15 protein-coding genes are annotated in these 19,782 nt (G+C 65.7%); 5 read left to right on the forward strand and 10 right to left on the reverse strand.

Features of this window, described 5'->3' with window-relative positions; all coding sequences use genetic code 11:
- Window positions 1-21: 21 nt before the first annotated feature.
- Window positions 22-1,314 (forward strand): terminase large subunit domain-containing protein, encoded by a 1,293-nt coding sequence (locus AWY79_RS03800; protein WP_066800507.1) that lies wholly within the window; start codon window positions 22-24, stop codon window positions 1,312-1,314.
- Window positions 1,295-1,657, forward strand: a complete 363-nt coding sequence (locus AWY79_RS03805) for a hypothetical protein (RefSeq protein WP_066800510.1) — start codon at window positions 1,295-1,297, stop codon at window positions 1,655-1,657. The genes AWY79_RS03800 and AWY79_RS03805 overlap by 20 nt, the downstream gene beginning before the upstream one ends.
- Before the next feature lie 57 nt (window positions 1,658-1,714).
- Here AWY79_RS03805 and AWY79_RS03810 read toward each other — a convergent pair whose 3' ends face one another.
- Both AWY79_RS03810 and AWY79_RS03815 read right to left on the reverse strand, forming a co-directional pair.
- Window positions 1,715-3,529 carry a hypothetical protein gene (locus AWY79_RS03810; RefSeq protein WP_066800515.1) on the reverse strand — a complete coding sequence of 605 codons (1,815 nt, stop codon included), beginning with the start codon at window positions 3,527-3,529 and terminating at the stop codon, window positions 1,715-1,717.
- Window positions 3,530-4,060: 531 nt separating this feature from the next.
- A complete protein-coding gene (locus AWY79_RS03815) occupies window positions 4,061-4,564 on the reverse strand; it encodes a hypothetical protein (protein WP_066800518.1) in 504 nt (167 codons plus the stop codon).
- 241 nt (window positions 4,565-4,805) lie between these two features.
- On the opposite strand from AWY79_RS03815, the gene AWY79_RS03820 reads away from it, so the two are divergent.
- Both AWY79_RS03820 and AWY79_RS03825 read left to right on the forward strand, forming a co-directional pair.
- Window positions 4,806-7,508, forward strand: a complete 2,703-nt coding sequence (locus AWY79_RS03820; RefSeq protein WP_066800520.1) for a bifunctional acetate--CoA ligase family protein/GNAT family N-acetyltransferase — start codon at window positions 4,806-4,808, stop codon at window positions 7,506-7,508.
- Window positions 7,509-7,514: 6 nt separating this feature from the next.
- Window positions 7,515-8,597, forward strand: a complete 1,083-nt coding sequence (locus AWY79_RS03825) for a glycosyltransferase (protein WP_066800522.1) — start codon at window positions 7,515-7,517, stop codon at window positions 8,595-8,597.
- A 69-nt stretch (window positions 8,598-8,666) separates the two neighbouring features.
- On the opposite strand, the gene pstA is transcribed toward AWY79_RS03825, so the two are convergent.
- The 4 genes from pstA to AWY79_RS03845 all read right to left on the reverse strand — a co-directional run bounded on the left by pstA (window position 8,667) and on the right by AWY79_RS03845 (window position 13,112).
- The gene (gene pstA / locus AWY79_RS03830; protein WP_099093188.1) at window positions 8,667-9,599 is read right to left on the reverse strand and encodes a phosphate ABC transporter permease PstA; all 933 of its coding nucleotides are present in this window, start codon (window positions 9,597-9,599) and stop codon (window positions 8,667-8,669) included.
- A 10-nt stretch (window positions 9,600-9,609) separates the two neighbouring features.
- Window positions 9,610-10,533, reverse strand: a complete 924-nt coding sequence (pstC, locus tag AWY79_RS03835; RefSeq protein WP_066800524.1) for a phosphate ABC transporter permease subunit PstC — start codon at window positions 10,531-10,533, stop codon at window positions 9,610-9,612.
- Window positions 10,534-10,624: 91 nt separating this feature from the next.
- Window positions 10,625-11,434 (reverse strand): PstS family phosphate ABC transporter substrate-binding protein, encoded by an 810-nt coding sequence (locus AWY79_RS03840; protein WP_066800526.1) that lies wholly within the window; start codon window positions 11,432-11,434, stop codon window positions 10,625-10,627.
- 466 nt (window positions 11,435-11,900) lie between these two features.
- Window positions 11,901-13,112: a molybdopterin molybdotransferase MoeA gene (locus tag AWY79_RS03845; protein ID WP_066800530.1), complete on the reverse strand. Its 1,212-nt coding sequence runs from the start codon at window positions 13,110-13,112 to the stop codon at window positions 11,901-11,903.
- Between the two features lie 183 nt (window positions 13,113-13,295).
- On the opposite strand from AWY79_RS03845, the gene mobB reads away from it, so the two are divergent.
- Window positions 13,296-13,835, forward strand: a complete 540-nt coding sequence (mobB, locus tag AWY79_RS03850) for a molybdopterin-guanine dinucleotide biosynthesis protein B (protein WP_066800532.1) — start codon at window positions 13,296-13,298, stop codon at window positions 13,833-13,835.
- Window positions 13,836-15,170: 1,335 nt separating this feature from the next.
- On the opposite strand, the gene AWY79_RS03855 is transcribed toward mobB, so the two are convergent.
- The 4 genes from AWY79_RS03855 to aspS all read right to left on the reverse strand — a co-directional run bounded on the left by AWY79_RS03855 (window position 15,171) and on the right by aspS (window position 19,647).
- Window positions 15,171-16,010: a DUF116 domain-containing protein gene (locus tag AWY79_RS03855; protein ID WP_066800534.1), complete on the reverse strand. Its 840-nt coding sequence runs from the start codon at window positions 16,008-16,010 to the stop codon at window positions 15,171-15,173.
- On the reverse strand, window positions 16,001-17,005 hold the full coding sequence (gene fmt / locus AWY79_RS03860) for a methionyl-tRNA formyltransferase (protein ID WP_066800541.1): 1,005 nt from the start codon (window positions 17,003-17,005) through the stop codon (window positions 16,001-16,003). Before fmt ends, AWY79_RS03855 begins: the two co-directional genes overlap by 10 nt.
- Complete coding sequence (gene def / locus AWY79_RS03865) at window positions 16,993-17,490, reverse strand: peptide deformylase (protein ID WP_066800543.1); 498 nt, start codon at window positions 17,488-17,490, stop codon at window positions 16,993-16,995. The genes fmt and def overlap by 13 nt, the downstream gene beginning before the upstream one ends.
- Before the next feature lie 336 nt (window positions 17,491-17,826).
- The gene (gene aspS, locus AWY79_RS03870; RefSeq protein ID WP_066800545.1) at window positions 17,827-19,647 is read right to left on the reverse strand and encodes an aspartate--tRNA ligase; all 1,821 of its coding nucleotides are present in this window, start codon (window positions 19,645-19,647) and stop codon (window positions 17,827-17,829) included.
- Between the last annotated feature and the right edge of the window lie 135 nt (window positions 19,648-19,782).

Genomic DNA, 19,782 nt, shown 5'->3' on the forward strand with positions numbered 1-19,782 from the left:
GTCAACATAAGCGAGGAAACAATGTCCAGTGATCTGTACGTCCCCAGGGACCACCAGGCAAGGATCGAGGCGGGTTTGGCCCGGTTCTCGGTGCTGGTCTGCCATCGGCGGTTCGGCAAGACCGTGCTCTCCGTCAACCGGCTCATCAGCCGGGCCCGGAGAACGCGCCGGTCCGACTGGCGCGGGGCCTACATCGCGCCCCTCTACCGCCAGGCCAAGACCGTGGTCTGGGACGAGCTGAAGCGGTATTGCGGCCTGGGCCGCGACGACTGCACCGTGAAGTTCAACGAGACCGAACTGCGGGCCGACTTCGAGAACGGGGCGCGCATCCGGCTGTTCGGGGCCAACAACCCGGACTCCCTGCGCGGCATGTACCTGGACGGCGTGGTCTTCGACGAGGTGGCCCAGATGCCCCTGCGCGTCTGGACCGAGGTCATCCGGCCCGCCCTGTCCGACCGCAGGGGGTGGGCGCTGTTCATCGGCACCCCGCGCGGCAAGAACGCCCTGTGGGAGATATGGGAGAAGGCCCAGGCCGACCCGGACTGGTTCGCGGCCATGTACCGCGCCTCCGAGACCGGGATCATCCCGCAGGAGGAGCTGGCGGCCAGCGGCCGGGAGATGTCGCCCGAGGAGTACGAGCAGGAGTTCGAGTGCTCCTTCACCGCGGCCATCCGGGGCGCGTACTTCGGCCAGCTCCTGGCCGACGCCGACCGCGAGGGGCGGATCACCGGGGTTCCCCACGACCCGTCCATGCCGGTGCACACCGCCCGGGACCTGGGCATGTCCGACTCCACGGCCATCTGGTTCGTCCAGGCGCGGCCCGGCGGGACCTTTGCCGTCATCGACTACTACGAGGCCAGCGGCGAGGGGCTGGACCACTACGCCAAGGTCCTGGACCGCAAGGGATACAAGTACGGGACCCACGTGGCCCCGCACGACATCCGCGTGCGCGAGCTGGGTACCGGCAAGTCGCGCATGGAGGTGGCCCGGTCGCTGGGCATCCGGTTCGACATCGCGGCCAACATCCCCATCCAGGACGGCATCAACGCGGTGCGGACCATCCTGCCGCGCTGCTGGTTCGACCGGGAGCGGTGCGCGCCCGGCATCGAGGCGTTGCGCCACTACCGCCGCTCCTTCAACGACCGCACGGCCAATTTCTCGACCCGGCCGGTGCACGACTGGACCAGCCACGCGGCGGACGGCTTCCGCTACTTCGCCGTGGGCTTCCGCCCGCCCGCGCCCGGCGCGAGGGCCGCGCGCACGGCCAACGACTTCGACCCGTTCGGGAGGGACCATGGCCGTCAGAGAGCTTGATGCGCGTCCCGAACCCATGGCGTCCTTTCCTGATGACGGGACCTACCGCTGGCTGGGGCTGGAGGACGGGAACGGGCCGTACGGCGTGGCCGCGATCGCGCCCCGGGCCGGATACCTGGAGCTGCACCTGACCGTGACCCGTTGGGGGCCGGGGGTGCGCCGGGTCGTGGCCCGGGACCTGGAGTGGTTCAAGGACGAGGCCCGGCGGCTGGGGCTGCCGAAGATCATGGGCGTGCGCGCCGACGGCGAGGGGCGGTTCGACCCCAACCTGTTCCGCTTCGCCCGGCTCTTCGGGTTCACCGAGACCTGCGTGTTCCAGACCGCATCCATGAACGTGGATTGACAAAAAAGGCGCGCCTCCGTCCGGGGGCGCGCCGTTCTCTTCTCCGTTCCGGCCAGGCTAGGCGTTGCCGACCACGATGTCGCCGCCCATGCGCTCCGGCGCGCCGATGTTCATGAACACGCGCGAGGAGTTGTCGAAGATGTAGGTCGGGTCCTCGGTGGTCACGAACGAAGTCTGCCGGGCGTCCACGATGTTGGTCACGGTTTCGCCTCGGTCCACGGTCTCGAAATTGTTGATCAGGTTCAGGGTGGTGGAGTTGTCGTTCTCGATGCGCCGCGTCTCCGGGAAGGCCATGGTCACCTCGCGGTGCTCCTCCAGGATGGTGTCGCTGTCGTTGACATAGGTGGTCCGGGCGTTGTTCTGGTCCACGAAGTTGAAGGTCGTGGACTGGTCCACGTTCCGGGACTGGTCGAAGTTGTTCTCCGCGCTGAAGTTGTAGGCGAACGAGAGATGGCTCTCCTCGTTCAGGTTGGTGATGTTCTGGTCCGTGTTGTTGTGCACGGAGTTGTCCTGGTCCGTGAAGTGGTAGGTGGTGGACTGGACCTCGCTGCGCGAGTTGTCCACCTCGCTGCGCGAGTTGTCCACCTCGCTGACCCGCGTGTCGTTGTAGGCCAGCTCGAAGTTGCGTTCGTCCGCCAGCACGGTCCGGGAATTGTCCACCTGCTCGGTGACCGAATTGTCGATCTGGTTGTAGTCGGCCTGGCTGACGTTGGTGGTCGAGGTCGAGTGGTCCTCGTTGCGGGTCACGGAGTTGTCGTTTTGCAGGGTCAGGTCCTGGCGGTTTTCAAAGATCACGGAGCTGTTGTCCACGTCCCGCTGCTCGGTGCTCCGGTGCTCGTTCACGGTCTGCCCGGCGTCCACGTTGCGCACGTCCGTGTTCTCGGTGACGTTGGTCACCTGGCGCGACTCCTCGTTGGTGAAGGTCCGCGAGTTGTCCTGGTCGTTGGAGATGTCGGTCTCGAAGCTGGTCTCGTTGTTCTGGTTGGTGACCTGGGTCAGGTTCTGGACGTTCTCGTTGCTCTGGTGCGTGCTCATGTCCAGGTCGCGGCTCGTGGAATAGTCGAAGCTGGTGTCGTTTAGGTAGCGGTCCGAGCGGTGGATGACCGAGTTCATGGACTGGTCCAGGGAGCGGTCCACGGACTCGTTGTTGGTGGTCTGGCGGAGCTGCTCGATGTCCTGGGTCTGGTCGATGTTCATGGAGTACTCGGAGCGCATGTCGATGGGCGCGCCGCGTCCCATGTCCTCGGCGAAATCCACCTCGGGCGCGGAGTACGGCTCGGCATAGCCGTCCGCCGTGGGGACCCAGGGGGCCATGGGCACGGTGGGGTGCACGTAGGGGGACGAATGCCGGGAGTGGTGGAAGACGTCGTTGGGCCAGTGCTGGGTGTGCCCGAAGAACATGCCGTGGGGCTGGGTCATGCGGAACGCCTGGACCGTGGACCCCGGCGTGATGGGCACGAATCCGGGCAGGGTGGGGATGGAAAAGCCGAAGGTGGGCGCGATGGGCACGGACCCGGCCGGAGAGATGGGCTGCACGCCCAGGGACGGGCCGATGGCCACGTTGCCGGTGGTGGACACCGGGGGAGAACCGGGGCGCTCGATGGGGTTGCCGCCCACGGGGCCGCTCCCGCCGCCGCCCGTGGCCGATGCCGTGGGGGGCTTGCCGCTCTCGGTGGAGATGGGCACGTTGGCCCCGCCCGAGACCGAGCCGCCGCCCGTGGTCTTGGTGTCTATGGGGTTGCCGCTGCCGGTCTGGCCGCTTGAGCCGCCGCCGGTGGCCTGGGCCGCGCCGCCCCCGCCGAGGTTGTCCTTGCCCACGCCCGCCGGTCCGCCGCCGCCGATGGGGGCCTGGGTGCCGGACCCGCTTCCCACCGGGCTGCCGCCGCCCCGCCGCCGATGTGCGCCGCGCTGGAGCCGCCGCCCACGGAGCCGCCTCCGCCGCCCCCGCCGATGTGCGAGGCGGACATGCCGGGGCTGAGCCCGCCGCCCGCGCCCGAGGCACCCGCAAAGGCGCTGGCCGAGCCCGAAGGCGCGGCATAGGGAATGCGCGCCATGGACGTATCGATCATGACGCGGGCCGGAGTGGTGTCTATGGGGACGTGGCCGGGCTGGCCGATGGAGACCTGCCCCGGGGGGCCGGCCTGGCCTGGAACGAGCCTGCCGGGCCTGCGGTGACCTGGCCCGGAGGGCCTGCCACGATGAAGTCTGTAACTCCCACTGACATGGGATTTTGCTCCCCGCCGAGCGGGCCTTCCATGGTCCGCAATCGCCCGCAAAGGGGCCTTCTGGCGTATATCTACAATATACGAGGCGGGAAAAAGCCGTCAAGGGGTATATTCGCCCGCCTGCGCGGGTGAAGGGAAGGGGCCGGAACAGGGCCGGCGAAAGGGGGCCGGGCTCGGACTAGAAGGTCGCGGCCGAGTTCCCGGGGCCGTTGGCGCGGGTGCCGCCGCCGTCCGCCTGGCCGATGTTCTTCGCCTTGTTTTCCATGGCATTGGCGAGTTGCTTGTTCAGCTCCATGAGCATGACCTGCTTGTCCTGGATCGAGGTCTGCTTGATCTTTTCGGGGAGGTCGGACTGCTCCAGCTCCTTGATCTCTTCCTGGAGCCGTTCGATCTGCTGCTTGAGCATGCTGATGATCTGGTCTATCTCGTCTTCCTCGCTCGTGTCCTGTCCGGCGGACAGCTTCAATCGGGAGTTGTCGGATTCGTCGGACTTCTCGGATTCGCCGGAGGTTTCCACGGCGGCCAGGGCGCGGCCTTCCTCGGAAATGGTCACGGTGTCGCTCTGCTCCGGGGTCTTGGCTTCGAGCGCGGCCTCCTTTTCGGTCGTCTCCGTGGCCGCGTGCCGGAGGCTCAGGGCGTCGACGAAGGCAGCCCCCTGCTGCATCAATGATTCGATTGCCATGGTTCGCACTCCTTTGTGGCTGTCATGGACATCCCCTCGAACTGTTTATCGGATGTTCCATAGACAACTTTATGGTTGTGAATAATTATTAACAAAAATAAATATTCCGAACCCCGGGTACGGCTCTCGCCCGGGCCGGGCCGGAACCGTTTGACGAGCCGATTGCGGTTGCCTCGGGACGGTGAAACGGGCTATCCTTTGCCCGAAACAGTTCCCGTCACGACTCGCCCGAAGGAGCCACATGAGCGTCATCAATCTCGAATACCTGTTCAAACCTCGGTCAGTAGCGGTCATCGGGGCCACCAATGATCCGCGCAACGCGGGCAATATCGTCATGCGCAACATCATGGCGGGCGGGTTCCTGGGGCCGGTCATGCCGGTTTCCTCCCAGGCCGAGGCCATCGCGGGCGTGCTCACCTACCCGTCGGTCCGGCACCTTCCCAAGACCCCGGATCTGGCCGTGGTCTGCTCCCCTCTGGACGAAGTCCCCGAGGTCATTCACTCCCTGAAGGAGCGCGGCACGAAGGCGGCGGTGCTCATGGGCGCGGGGTTCGCCTCCATGACCGCCGAGGAGAGCCAGGACATCCGCTCCACCATCCTGTCCATCGCCAACCCGCCGGACATCCGCATCCTCGGCCCCAAATCCCTGGGGTTCATGGTCCCGTCCCTGAACCTGAACGCCTCCCTGGCCCACGCCAGGGTGGAGCCGGGCAAGGTGGCCTTCATTTCCCAGTCCGACTCGCTCTTCGCCACGGTCCTGGACTGGGCCATCGACAAGGGCGTGGGCTTTTCGCACATGGTCGCCCTGGGCAGCCGCATCGACGTGACCTTCGCCGACATCCTGGACTATCTCGGCTCCGATCCCCTGACCCGGTCCATCATGCTCTACGTGGAGTCCATCAAGGACGCCCGGGAGTTCATGTCCGCGGCCCGGGCGGCCTCGCGCAACAAGCCGGTGCTGGTCATCCGGCCCGGCCACGCCCTGGACTCCGTGCTGGCCGGCTCCCGGCGCAGGGCGGCGTGGGGCTACTCCATGGACGAGGTCTACGACGTGGCCTTCAGGCGCGCGGGCATGCTCCGGGTGGAGGACATCGACGGGCTGTTCGACGCGGCCCAGACCCTGTCCGCGCCCCGCCAGGTCTACGACCGCAAGCTGGCCATCCTGACCAACGGCACCTCGGCGGGCATCCTGGCGGCCGACCGGCTGATGGTCGGCGGCGGCGAGCTGGCCCCCCTGGACGAGGACACCATCAAGTCCATCGACAAGGTGCTCGGCGAGGAGAACTGGTCCCGGGCCAACCCCGTGGACATCCCGTTCAACGCGGACGGCAAGGCGTACTCGGATGTCCTCAAGCTGTTGCTCAAGGACAAGAATTCCAACGGCATCCTGGCCATGCACGTGCCCTGGACCGCCCAGCCCGACGTGGAGGTGGCCGAGGCCATCCGCGATGCCCTGAAGCGGGTCAAGCGCATGGTCCTGACCGCCTGGCTCGGGTCCGGCAAGGCGGGCCAGGCGCGCGAGGTCTTCCGCAACGCGGGCGTGCCCACCTACGAGACGCCCACCCAGGCGGTGCAGGCGTTCCTGTACATGGCCGAGTACCTGCACAACCAGGAGATGCTCATCGAGACCCCGGACTCGCTGCCCACCGACTTTTTCCCGGACACCGCCGGGGCGAGGAACATCGTGCGCAACGCCCTGGACCAGGGGCGCGACGCCCTGACCGAGCCGGAGGCCAAGGACATCCTGGCCGCCTACGGCATCCCGGTGGTGGAGACGCGCATCGCCGTGTCCGCCAAGGAAGCGGTCATCGCCGCCGACGAGCTGGGCTATCCCGTGGCCCTCAAGCTCCGCTCCCCGCAGATTCCCCAGCCCTTCGACGTGGGCGGCGTGCTCCTGGACCTGGAGACGCCCGAACGCGTCTGGGAGGGCGCGGCCTCCATCCTGGCCCGCTGCACCCGCGAACGGCCCGACGCCTATATCGAGGGATTCACGGTCCAGAAGATGGGCCGCAGGCCCGGCGCGCACGAGCTGTCCGTGTCCGCCCATCTGGACCCGGTCTTCGGGCCGGTGCTCCTCTTCGGCCACGGCGGCATGGCCCGCGAGATGATCCGCGACCAGGCCCTGACCCTGCCGCCCCTGTCCATGTCCCTGGCCAAGGAGCTGGTGAGCCGCACGCGCATCTCCACCCTGCTCCGGGGGACCCCGTCCCACCTGGCCGCGGATATCGACGACATCTGCCTGACCCTGATCCAGATTTCCCAGCTCATCGTGGACGTGCCGCAGATCACCTCCATCGACATCAACCCGCTCTACGCCGACCCCGAAGGGGTGCTCGCCCTGGACGCCAAGATCGACCTCGCGCCCTTCGAGGGCGAGGGCGAGTCGCGGCTGGCCATCCGGCCCTACCCGCGCGAGCTGGAGGAGTGCGTGACCCTCAAGAAGGGCCGCCAGGTGACGCTCAGGCCCATCCGGCCCGAGGACGAGGACACCCACCGCGCCTTCCTGGCCAACCTGTCGGACGAGGACCTGCGGCTCAGGTTCTTCGGCGTGGTCCAGCGGGAGTTCGACCACAAGGACATCGCCCGGTTCACCCAGATCGACTACGACCGGGAGATGGCCTTCATCGCCACGGCGCTCGACGAGCGCGGCGACCCCGAGACCCTCGGCGTCATGCGCACCAACACCCGGCCGGACAACTCCGAGGCCGAATTCGCCATCGTGGTCCGCTCCGACCAGAAGGGCGAAGGACTCGGGTCCATGCTCTTCTACAAGGGCATCCGCTATACCCGCGATCGCGGCACTGCCAAGCTGACCGGGCAGACCATGGTCGAGAACAAGGCCATGCAGGGGCTGGCCAAAAAGTTCGGCTTCGTCATCACCCCGGACCCGGACGACCCGGACCTGGTGGACATGGTCCTGGACCTGGAGAAGGCCGAAGGATAGCGCTCAATGCAACTTCCCCCGGTCATTCACCATACCGGCCTGGAGATGAGCGGCGGCGCCACCCGCGTGGCCCGGCTCCTGATCGCCGGGCTCAAGCGGCAACGGATCGAGTCGTCCCTGTCCTTCGAGCTTTCCGAAAGGGCGGACGGCACGGCCATCGCGCCGGAGGAGTTCGGCCGCAGGCTGCCCGAGGGCGCGCTGGCCCACATCCACTGCACGGGCGACTGGCCCGCGCTGCTCTCGTCCATCCCCGACGGGACGCGGACCTTCATCACCCTGCACGACTGCGAGCTGTTCACCGGCGGCTGTCCGTATCCCCTGGACTGCCCCAACCTGGACCGGGGTTGCGCCGATCCCTGCCCGCGGAATTTCCCGGGCTCCGAAGCCCTGCGCAAGGCCAAGCTGGCCGAGGTCATCCGGCTGAACCCGGTGCTCACCGCCCCGTCCCGCTGGCTGGCTCGATTGGCCAAGCTCCACCTGCTGCGGTCCGTGCGGATTATCCCAAACGGCATCCCCTGGCCCCCGTCGGTGCGCTCCAAGAACGCGGCCCGCAAGCAGCTGGGGATCAACCCGGCGGCGCGGGTCATCCTGTTCGCGGCCCACGGCGGCATGAACGCGGCCTACAAGTCCGGCGACGCCTGGCAGGACATCTGGCAGCGGCTCAAGGCCAAGCTGCCCGACCTGCTCTGCTTCGCCGTGGGCGGCGACCGCGAGGAGCGCAAGGACGACTTGGTCCTGTGGCCCTACGTGGACCGCAACAAGCTCTCGCAGCTCATGGCCGCGGCGGACGTGCTCCTCTATCCCACCAAGGCGGACAACCACTCCCTGGTGATCCTGGAGGCCATGTCCTTGGGACTGCCCGTGGTCGCCTATTCCGTGGGCGGGGTGCCGGAGCAGATCGTGGACCGCGCAACCGGCCTGCTGGTCCGGCCCGGCGACCGCAACGCCTTTGTCCAGGCCGCCCTGTGGCTCCTGTCGCGGCGGCCCGTGATCCGGCAGATGGGCCAGGAGGCGTTCCAGTCCGGGCGCAAGCGGTTCACCATGGACCGCATGGTCTCCGGCTACATGCGTCTCTACCGGGGCCAGTAGCTCCCCTCTTTTCAGACAAGAAAAGCCCCCTGCGCCAGACGACGCAGGGGGCTTTCGGTTCGGTTCCCGCTAGCTCAGCTTCTTGCGCAGATGCGAGCGGAGCAGGATGGCGATGAGGTTCATGCCCAGGACCAGGGCCACCAGCACGAGAGAGGTGCCGTACTGGAGGGGAAGGGTCGCTTCGGGGTCGGTGGAGGAGACCGACAGCGAGTAGATCTGGTAGGGCAGGGCCATGACTTCGTCGAAGATGGAGCCCGGCAGGGTCGGGTTGTAGCTGGCCGCCGCCGTGAACATGATGGCGGCCGTCTCGCCCGCCGCGCGGGAGATGGACAGGATGGAGCCGGTCAGGATGCCGGGCATGGCCGAGGGCAGGACGACCTTGAAGATGGTCTGCCACTTGGTGGCGCCCAGCCCGAGCGAGGCCTCGCGGTAGGTGTTGGGCACGCTGCGCAGCGCCTCCTCGGAGGTGCCGATGATGACCGGCAGGATGAGCACGGCCAGGGTCATGCAGCCGGAGGCGATGGACACGCCCAGGCCTATGCCGCCGAGATCGCGCGCGGCTACGAAGAAGGCCATGCCGAACAGGCCGAAGACCACTGACGGCACGCCCGCCAGGTTGTTGATGCATAGCCGGACGATGCGCATGAACGGTCCGGGGGTGGCGTATTCATGCAGGTAGATGGCCGCGGCCACGCCGAGCGGCAGAGCCAGTCCCATGGACCCGATGGACAGGTAGAAGGTGCCCACGATGCAGGGGAAGATGCCGCCCGCCAGGCCGCCCTCGGTGGGCTGGCCGGTGAGGAAGTCCCAGCTGATGGCCGGGAATCCGTAATAGACCATGTAGCCGACGATGATGAACAGCGCCAGGCCGTTGATCGCCACGGCGATGCGGAACATGGTGAACCAGAATTCCTGGGTCGCCTTGCGCCGGAGCCGCATGCCGGGCGTGTCCGGGATGTTGGAGCCGTTCATGACCATTTCGTTGCTAACCATTTCTGACATGTCCTTTTTCCTAGAGGCTGGCCGAGCCGACCTGCTTGTACTTGTGGGCGATGTGGTCGGCCAGGAGATTGAAGAGGAAGGTGATGAGGAACAGGACCATGGCGATGGCGAAGAGCGAGAAATAGTGCATTTCGAGACCGAAGCTGGTCTCGCCCATCTCCGCCGCGATGGATGCCGGCATGGGCCGGACCGGGTCGAAGATGGAGGTCGGGATGCGCGCCGCGCCGCCCGCGACCATGAGCACGACCATGGTCTCGCCGATGGAGCGGGACATGCCCAGGATGACCGCCGTGGACAACCCGGACAGGGATGAGGGCAAAACCACGCGCCAGATGGTCTCGAACCGGGTGGCTCCCAGGGCCAGGGACCCCTCGCGCACGTCGTCCGGCACCGAGTGGATGGCGTCCTCGGCAATGGAGGTGATGGTCGGCACGGCCATGAAGGCGAGCATGATCGAGGCGTTGAGCATGTTCACGCCGAACCGGATGTCGAAGAGGGAGAGCATGATGGGCGCGACCACGGCCATGCCGAAGAAGCCGATGACGACCGAGGGCAGGGAGGCCAGCAGCTCGACCATGGGCTTGATGATCTCGCGCACCTTCCGGGGGGCGATCTCGGCCAGGTAGACCGCGGTCATGATGCCCAGGGGGATGGCGATGATCGAGGAAATCAGGGTGACCCAGACCGAACCCATGATCAGGGGCAGGATGCCCCATTGGGGGTTCTCGGACACCGGTTTCCACTGGGAGCCGAAGATGAAGTCCAGGATGCCGATGCCCTGGAACTTTTCGCCCATGGCGTCGAAGCCCGTGAACGTCGGCAGGGCCTCGGAGATGAGGAAGTACATGATCAGGCCCAGGGCGATGATGGACGCACTGGCGGCGAGCAGAAAGCCCGTCCTGATGACCTTTTCCTTGGTGGAGCGTGAAAGCATTGAGTCGCGCCTCGTTTTCAAGCGTGATCCCGCCGGGGCGTCGAACGCCCCGGCGGGAAGGATTGTAATCAGCTGAGTCTTCTCAATTCTTCTAGTTGACGGGCACGAAGCCGACTTCGGCGATGATCTTCTGGCCGGCCGGGGACATGACGAAGTCGATGAACTTCGCGGTCTCGCCGGTGGGCTGGCCGCCGGTGTACAGGTTCAGGCCGCGGGACAGGGGGTAGGAGCCGTCCTTGCCGGTGGCCACGGAGGGCACCACGCCGTTGACGGTCAGGGCCTTGATCTTGGGGTTCAGGAAGCCTAGGCCGACGTAGCCGATGCCCTTGCTGTTGCCTGCGATCTTGGCGGCCATGGCGGCGTTGGAGGGCATGCGGGAGACCAGGTCGAACTCGTCTTCCTTCTCCATGACCTTCTCGTGCCAGACCTCGTAGGTGCCGGAGTTGGTCTCGCGGGAGAACAGGGCGATCATGCCGTCGCTACCGCCGACGTCCTTCCAGTTGCGGATCTTGTCCTGGTAGATGTCCTTGAGCTGGGCGGTGGTCACGGCGGAAACCGGGTTGGAGGGGTGGACGATGGGAACCAGGCAGTCCAGGGCGATGACGAACTGGACCGGCTCGATGCCGTTGGCCTTGCACTTTTCGACCTCGGCGGACTTCATGTCGCGGGACATCATGCCGATGTCGGCGGTCTTGTTGATGATCGCCTTGGCGCCGTCACCGGAGCCGGTGGCGGAGATGGAGAAATTCACGCCCGGGTTGGCGGTCTGGTAGGCGGCCACCAGCTTTTTCATGGCCGGGTCCACGGTGGTGGAGCCCTTGACGCGGATTTCCGCGGCAAAGGACAGAGCGGAGACGCTCAGGACAGCCAGGGTCACGAAAGCAATCAGCAGTTTTTTCATCAGAAGTACCTTCCTTAAAAATTATGTAGGAAAAGACAGTCCTCGTTAACGTGTGAGCTAGTGATAGTCCTGACGTGTTACGTTTTCGTGACGGCACTTCGAAAGGTCAGTTACAGTTTATTCGGGGTAGAGGGTGGAGATGGGGGTGGGGGAAGAGAGCGAGAGGGAGGAGGGGGTGTGGGTTGATACTGCATGAAGGGAGGATTTTGGGAAGTATATTCGTGGAAGAGCCGTTGCTGGCGCGCCTCGAGGTTTTTTGGGAGCCCTCCCGGCGGGGCTTTGGGAGTGACGGTAGTTTGAGCCTGCGCCTCAGGGTGCTTCAGGGGCGGGATGTCCGTTGCCCTGCCCTGCCGAAGGCGGCGACAAAGAGTCTTGGAGGGGGGAGATGGGGGTGGGGGTCCAGGGGGAAGGCTGCTGTCCTCATCCGTAAGCCTTGAAAACTGGCCAACGGCTGGAGGCCCGGAGGCTAGAAAAACGTCGTCAGGATCTCGGCCTCGTCCCCGGGAACGAGGGTGGTGTTGCCTTGGAGGATGGCGAGGCCGTTGGCCTGGGAGAGGCCGAACATGGGGGGCACGGCTTTGCCCGCGTAGGGGGTGGCGCAGAGGGTGGAGCCGTTCAGGGCGAGTTCGCACTGGACCAGCCATTCGGAGCCGGGGCGGGCGTTGATCGGCTGGGTGAACCGCGCCTTGAGCGGTTCGGCCTGGTCGGGCAGGCCGCGCAACCGGCGGATGACCGAGAGGATGACCGCGTGGAAGCAGGCGTGAACCGCAGCGGGCGGGCCGGGCAGGCCGAAGAGCAGGGTGCGGTCGCGGTGGGCGGCGAACATGTTCCGGCCCGGGCGGATGTCGATGCGCTTGAAGACCTCGGTGAACCCGGCTCTGGTCGCGGCCTCGAAGGCAAAGTCGCGTTCGCTGTTGCCGGTGCCCCCGGTGGTGATGGCGATTTCGGGCAGCGGACCGGACAGGAAGCGGACGAGTTCGTCGCAGTTGTCCGGGATGACGCCGGTCTGCTCCACGCTCGCGCCCGCCTGGGCGAACAGCCCCCGGAGCAGGATCAGGTTGTCCGCCGGGAAGCGCTCCAGGCCGGTCTCCCGGCCGCCGGGCGCGGTCAGCTCGCTGCCCAGCGCCATGATCCGGGCCAGGGGGCGCGGGTGCGCCGAAACGCCGGTCACGCGGGTGCGGGTCATGACCGCGGCGGCCTGGGGGGTGATGATCCGTCCCTCCCTGGCCACGACCGTGCCGGACGGGATTTCACCGCCCGTCGCGCGGACGAACCAACCTTTGCGCACCGGCTCGCGGACCAGGATCGCGTCACCGTCGGTCTCCACGTCCTCCTCGGCCAGCACCGCATCCGCACCGGGCGGCACCAGGCCGCCGGTGAGCACGCGGGCGGTCGCCCCCTCGACAACCAGGGCGGGGTCCGGGGACTCGGCCCGGATGCATTCGCCAACCGTCAGCCGGACCGGATGCAGGGGCTTGGCCCCGGCCACGTCCGCACTGCGAACGGCGTATCCGTCGCGCACCGAGCAGGCGCGTTCGGGCACGTCGCACAGGGCGGCGGCGTCCAGGGCCGCCGTCAGTCCCACCGCGTCCACGGGCGCGAGGGTCACGGGTTCGGCCGGTCTGGCCAGGGCAAGGAGATCGCGGACCGCCTTGGTCCGGGAGATGGGCGTGGGCATGGTGCGCCGTGGTTCCTGGGCTGAATGTTGCTCTATCCCGTCATACTGGCACCCGCCAGGGATGTTGTAAAGGATTGCGGGTCCAATACCCTTGATATATGATAGAATCTGGACCCGCGCGCCCCGTGGAGGGGGTGTGCGGCTCGAGTTCAACCCTTTTCAAAGACCATTTGGGGAATAGTGATGACACCGCATATACTCTGCATCGTCGGCAAGAAAAAGTCCGGCAAAACCACCTTCATGGAGAAGCTCCTGCCGGAGCTGCGAAAGCTCGGTCTGTCCGTGGGCGCGGTCAAGCATGATGCTCACTCCTTCGAGATCGACCACGAGGGCAAGGATTCCTGGCGGCTGAAACAGGCCGGGGCCGAGACCGTGGTCGTGTCCTCGCCCGAGCGCGTGGCCATGATCCGGACCGTGAAACGGGAGCAGACCCTGGAGGAGCTGGCCGAGGACCTGTTCCGGGACAAGGACCTGGTCCTGGCCGAGGGATATTTCAACTCGCCGCATCCGAAGATCGAGGTCTACCGCCGCGAGGCGCATGACAGGCCGTTGTGCGATCGGGGGAACCAGGGCGATCGCAAGCTGATCGCCATGGTCACGGACCGGGGCGTGGATGCGGATGTGCCGAAGTTCGGGCTGGACGACGCCCATGAGGTGGCGGCGCATGTGGCGAGGAAATATTTTGGGTGGGTTAATAGTGGGATGTGGGCAACGCACGATTAGTTTTTTGATTTTTTGAATGAGATGGTGAGGGGTGCGGTCCGGTGAGGAACGCACCCCTTTCCTTTTCTTTTCTTTTTGAGGGAGGGATGAGGGGAGAAAGAAAAGAGAAGAGAAAGAGGAAGAGGAGAGCCGTCGCTGGCGCTCCTCCGTGTTTTTTTGGAGCCCTCCCGGCGGGGTTCTTTCTTTTCCGGGCGAAAAGAAAGAACCAAAGAAACGCCGGGGGGGGACATCCCCGCCCGGAGTTTGGCCGCTGAGAATCCGATCCGCTCGGGGCGGCTCCATCTGATCAAAAGTAGCGTGCGAGCCTCCACGGGAACGCCCCTTTTATGGAATACCGAGGGGCCACGGGAGCGGAGCCGCCGCCCCTTCGCGGTCGGCTTCTAGGCGTCCAGAACAGGGCTCGCTCCCTGCTGCTTGACGGTACGAAGGGCGAAGGAAGAGGGGCCTTCGGACGGGACTTCGGAGTAGAAGAGCCTCTGTTTGAGGCTGCGCCTCAAAGGCGTTCCATGGGAGGGCCGTTGGGTGGGGGGTGGGTGATGAGAGCCGCTGTTGGGGCTGCGCCCCAAGGCGCTCCAGGGGTGCTAAGGGCTGAGGTTTGGGGGTGACGACTTTTTGAGGCTGCGCCTCAAAGGCGCGAGAGGGGATGGTTTGGAGTAGAATCGGCCAGGGTGCGTTCCACCTCTTCTGCCTGCCTTCCACGCTCGGAAAATCCCGGCCCGGAGAGCGATCATTCGGAAACCGGGGCCTAGAGCCTGTCTCAAGCGCCGAAGCGGAGCCCGACTGAGTCTGCCTCGGCAGACATGCCGTCAGGGCAGCGAAAGGCGCTTACAGGCTCTTGGCCACTGTTTCCGCGCCGCCGCACCGCAAGCGCACTTTTTGCTTACTTTTTGGGGCGCAAGCCAAAAAGTAAGGCGCTGTAAAAGCGCAAAACGGTCTCCCGCAACAGGAAAAACCCCAGACGCGGACGCGCGGCCCAAACCCACCGCGCTCCTCCCTCTTCCACCATCCCTCCCACGCTCGGACAATCCCTCGCCCGGAGAGCGGTCATTCGGAAACCGGGGCCTAGAGCCTGTTTCAAGCGCCGAAGCGCAGCCCGACTGAGTCTGCCTCGGCAGACATGCCGTCAGGGCAGCGAAAGGCGCTTACAGGCTCTTGGCCACTGTTTTCGCGCCGCCGCACCGCAAGCGCACTTTTTGCTTACTTTTTGGGGCGCAAGCCAAAAAGTAAGGCGCTGTAAGAGCGCAAAACGACTCATCACGACAGGGGTACATCAGACGCGGACGCGCGGCCCAAACCACCGCGATTTTCCCGACCCAATCCGTTCGAAAAGAGGGATTATTCCTGGGCCGCCTGGCCGGTGGAGATGGTCCTTCCCTGGCCCGCCTTGGCGGGGTCCAGGAAACGCAGCAGCATATTCTCCACGATATCCAGCGCCACGGTGGTGTCGAGACAAGGACCGTGGGGCCGCTCGTTGAGCACGCCGTAGACCGGCAGGGGATAGGTGTCCTGGATGCCGCTGGACAGATCGCGGTGGCAGGCCACCGCGATGATCAACTTGGGCCGCAGCTGAACCACGATGCGCCGGGCGATGGTCCCCCCCGTGGCGATGGCCAGGTTCACGCCGTACTTGTCGTGCAGGCCGAGCAGCCCGGCCAGGGGGCATTTGCCGCACCGGGCGCAGTTGTTGATGTCGTAGGTCAGCCGCCGATCGCATTTGGAGTTCTGCAAACAGTGCGGCATGAGCAGCAGGATTTCCTCGGGCGCGTATTGCCCGGCCTCGGCCAGGACCAGCTCGTTGTTCACCGAGATGAACGAGAGCATGATGTGCTGCTTGTCGATGCCGAAGGCGCGGCCCAGCAGGACCATGAGCGGCAGGAAGAGTTTGATGGTCAGCCCCCGGAAGCGCCGGGAGCCGGGCAGGGGCTTCTTGGTGACGATGTTCAGGAACAGCCCCCAATAGGCCACGCAGACCAGGCCGATCAGCCCCAGGACCAGCGCGCCCAGGACCCACTTGGCCGCTGGATGGATGTTGTCCAGGCCGATATACGGCACCACCCACAAGAGCGCCAGGAACACGCACATGACCAGGCAGGCGACGCTGATCAGGCCGACGAAGAGGCGCTTGCGCGCCCTGCGCAGGGACCGGGGCTGGTCCGGGGAGTTCGCTATCTGCATTCCTTCATGTACCCGCAGGCAAAGGCCGTGGCGTCCATGGCTTTCTTGCCCTGGGGCTTGACCTCCGGGGTGAGGTAGATGCGGTCGGCGGTGGTGATGGCCAGCCTGCCGTCGATCTCGCCCAGGATGGTGCCGGGCGCGACCTTGGGGGCCGACTCCTCGGACACCTCGCCGGGGGCGACGTTCAGCCGGATCGCCTTGCCGTCCGCATTGGTCCAGTCGAAAAACGCGCCGGGCCACGGGAACATGGCGCGGATCTGGTTGTGGATGGCCTCGGCCGGGCGGTTCCAGTCGATCTCGCCTTCCTGCTTCTCCAGCTTCTTGGCGTAGGTGGCCAGCTCGTCGTCCTGGGGCTTCAGGTCATAGGCCCCGGTCTGGAGCCGGGCCAGGGCCTCGCAGATGCAGATGCCGCCGAGCTTGGCCAGCTCGTCGTGAATGGTCCCGGCGTGGTCGTTGTGGCCGATGCGCAGTGCGCGCTGGACCATGACCGGACCGGTGTCCAGCCCGGCCTCCATCTTCATGATGGAGATGCCGGTGACCACGTCGCCGTTCTCGATGGACCGCTGGATCGGGGCCGCGCCGCGATACTTGGGCAGCAGCGAGGCGTGGATGTTCAGCGGCAGCTTGGTCGGCACGTCCAGCACGCTCTGGGGCAGGATCAGCCCGTAGGCCGCCACCACCAGCACGTCGGGTTTGAGGGCGGCCAGGGCCTCCACATCGGCGGCGTCCTTGAAATTCACCGGCTGGAACACCGGGATGTCGTTCTGAAGGGCCACTTCCTTGACCGGCGACGGCTTGCACTGCCGACCGCGTCCGCACGGGCGGTCGGGCTGGGTGTAGACCGCGACCACGTCGGCGGCGTCGAACTTGAGCAGGATGTTGAGCGCCTCGGCCGCGAAGTCCGGGGTGCCCATGAACACCGTGCGCAACGGTTTGAGATCCACCGCGCCCCAGGATTCCGGGGAGCTGGGGGTGGTGTTGCCTAGCTCTTCCATCGCATCGCCTTCTTTCGGTACAGGGCCTGCTTCAACCGGCCCGCCCTGTCGGCCAGGGTGACGCCTTCCAGGTGGTCGATCTCATGCTGCAGGACGATGGACAGGAAACCGTCGGCCTCGATGCACAGCCCCTTGCCCTCGCGGTCCATGGCCTTGACCGTGACCCGCTCCTTGCGCTTGACCTTGGCGTTAAACTCGGGGCAGCTCAGGCAACCCTCCTCGCTCTCCACCTCGCCGTCGCATTCCGTGATCTCCGGGTTGATCAGCACGCGCAGGTCGCCCCGGATCTTGGGGCCGGTCTGGTCCACGCAGATGAGCCGGATGGACTCGCCCACCTGGGGCGCGGCCAGACCCACTCCGTCGGACTCGTACATGGTCTCGACCATGTTCTCTATGAGCTCCTGGAGCTCGGGGGTGACCTCGGTGATCGTCTCGGCCTTGGCGGCCAGCACTTCATCGGGCCAGGTACATATTTCCAGCTTCATTGTTGCCTCCGGCGGCTGGGGGAAGGGGAGGAAAACCCCTTTGAGAAAAGGGGTTTTCCTCCCCTTCCCCCAGACCCCCATCCCCTCCTTTCCCTAAACTTCTTGTCGCGCCGCAGGGAGGATCGAGGGGAGCGTTTGGTCCGATTTGCGGCGGAATCGATACGATCTATTATCTTAATAGTGATGGAAATTCAAAAGGCCAGTCCTTACGCGAAACCGGCCAGGTCAAAGGCCGTTCTTTGCGGACGGTTGCCCCCGCGAAGCGGCGATGAAAAGTTTGGAAGGGAGAGCGCGAGAGGGAAACTTCTTCAAAAGTTTCCCTCTCGCATCTTCCTGCTATTCTTCTGTCTTCTTCTCGCGCAGACGGATGCCCAGTTCGCGGAGCTGCTTGTTGGGCACTTCGGACGGGGCCTCGGTCATGAGGCAGGTGGCCTTCTGGGTCTTGGGGAAGGCGATGACGTCGCGGATGGACTTGGAGCCGGTCAGGATCATGATCAGCCGGTCCAGGCCGAAGGCGATGCCGCCGTGGGGCGGCGCGCCGAACTTGAGGGCGTCCATGAGGAAGCCGAACTTCTCGCGGGCCTCGCCCTCGTCGATGCCCAGCGCCGCGAACATGGCGGTCTGCTGCTCCTGGGTGTGGATGCGGATGGAGCCCCCGCCGACCTCGAAGCCGTTCATGACCAGGTCATAGGCGCGGGCGATGGCCTCGCCGGGCGCGTCCTTGAGGACCTGCATCTGCTCGGGGCGGGCCGAGGTGAAGGGATGGTGCCGGGCCACGTAGCGCTTCTCGTCCACGTCGTATTCGAGCAGCGGGAAGTCGGTGATCCAGACGGGCTTGAACTCGCCCTCCTTGATCAGGCCGAACCGCTTGCCCAGCTCGCAGCGCAGGTTGCCCAGCGCGGCGTTGGCGATGTCCGCCGGACCCGCCTGGAAGAAGAGGATGTCGCCGGGCTTGCAGCCGGTGCGCTCGCGCAGGGTGGCGATCTCTTCCTCGGAGAAGAACTTGACGATGGGGGACTGCCACTCGCCGTCCTCCTTGACCTTGATCCAGGCCAGCCCCTTGGAGCCGTAGATCTCCACGAACTTGGTGTATTCGTCGATCTCCTTGCGGGACAGCTCGGCCCCGCCGGGCACGACCATGACCTTGACCAGCTCGGAGGAGGCGAAGACCTTGAACCCGGAGCTCTTGAACACGTCGGTGATGTCCACGTGCTTCAGCTCGAAGCGCAGGTCCGGCTTGTCCACGCCGTAGTCGCGCATGGCGTCGGCAAAGGACATGCGGGGGAACGGGTCGGGCAGCTCCACGCCGATGGTCTCCCTGAACAGGGTGCGGACCATGCCTTCGGCCATGTCCTGGATCAGCGCCTCGTCCACGAAGGACATCTCGATGTCGATCTGGGTGAACTCGGGCTGGCGGTCGGCGCGCAGGTCCTCGTCGCGGAAGCATTTGACGATCTGGAAATAGCGGTCCATGCCGGAGACCATGAGCATCTGCTTGAACAGCTGCGGGGACTGCGGCAGGGCGTAGAACTCGCCCTGGTTGACGCGGCTCGGCACCAGGAAGTCGCGCGCCCCTTCGGGGGTCGACTTGGTCAGCACCGGGGTCTCCACTTCGAGGAAGCCCAGGGAGTCCAGGTAGCGGCGCACGCTTTGGGCGGCCTTGTTGCGGATGATGAAATTGCGCGCCAGGGAGGGGCGGCGGAGGTCCAGGAAGCGGTACTTGAGACGCAGGTTCTCGGCCACCTCCACGCGGTCCTCGATGGGGAACGGCGGGGTCTCGGAGGTGTTGAGCAGCTTGTAGTCCGTGACCTCGATCTCGACCTCGCCGGTGACCATGTTCGGATTGGCCATGCCTTCGGGGCGCGGGCGGACCCGGCCCTTGATGGCGACCACGTATTCGGGGCGGATGGCGTGGGCGCGCTCGTGCACCTCGGCGTTGTCCTCGGGGTTGAAGACCACCTGGGTCAGCCCCTCGCGGTCGCGCAGGTCGAGGAAAATCAGGCCGCCGTGGTCGCGCCGGAACTGGACCCAGCCCATGAGGCAGACGTCCTTGTCCATGTCGGCCGCGGTCAGTTCGTTGAGGTGGTGGGTTCTCCGCCAGCCCGCCAGGTCCTCGATGACGCGGAACTCGTCGTAATCTCTCTCTTGCTCAGACATTGTCTCTCCGATGTCTCGTAATGTATTGGCCTCCGGCACCCCCTGCGGGGGGCTTGCCTCCGGCGGCTTAAGAAACCTTTTGAAAAAGGTTTCTTAAGAATCTTCCAAAACTTTTTAGCGCGCCTGCGGCGAAAT

The organism is Pseudodesulfovibrio indicus (assembly GCF_001563225.1).
In the GTDB taxonomy this organism is placed as follows: domain Bacteria; phylum Desulfobacterota; class Desulfovibrionia; order Desulfovibrionales; family Desulfovibrionaceae; genus Pseudodesulfovibrio; species Pseudodesulfovibrio indicus.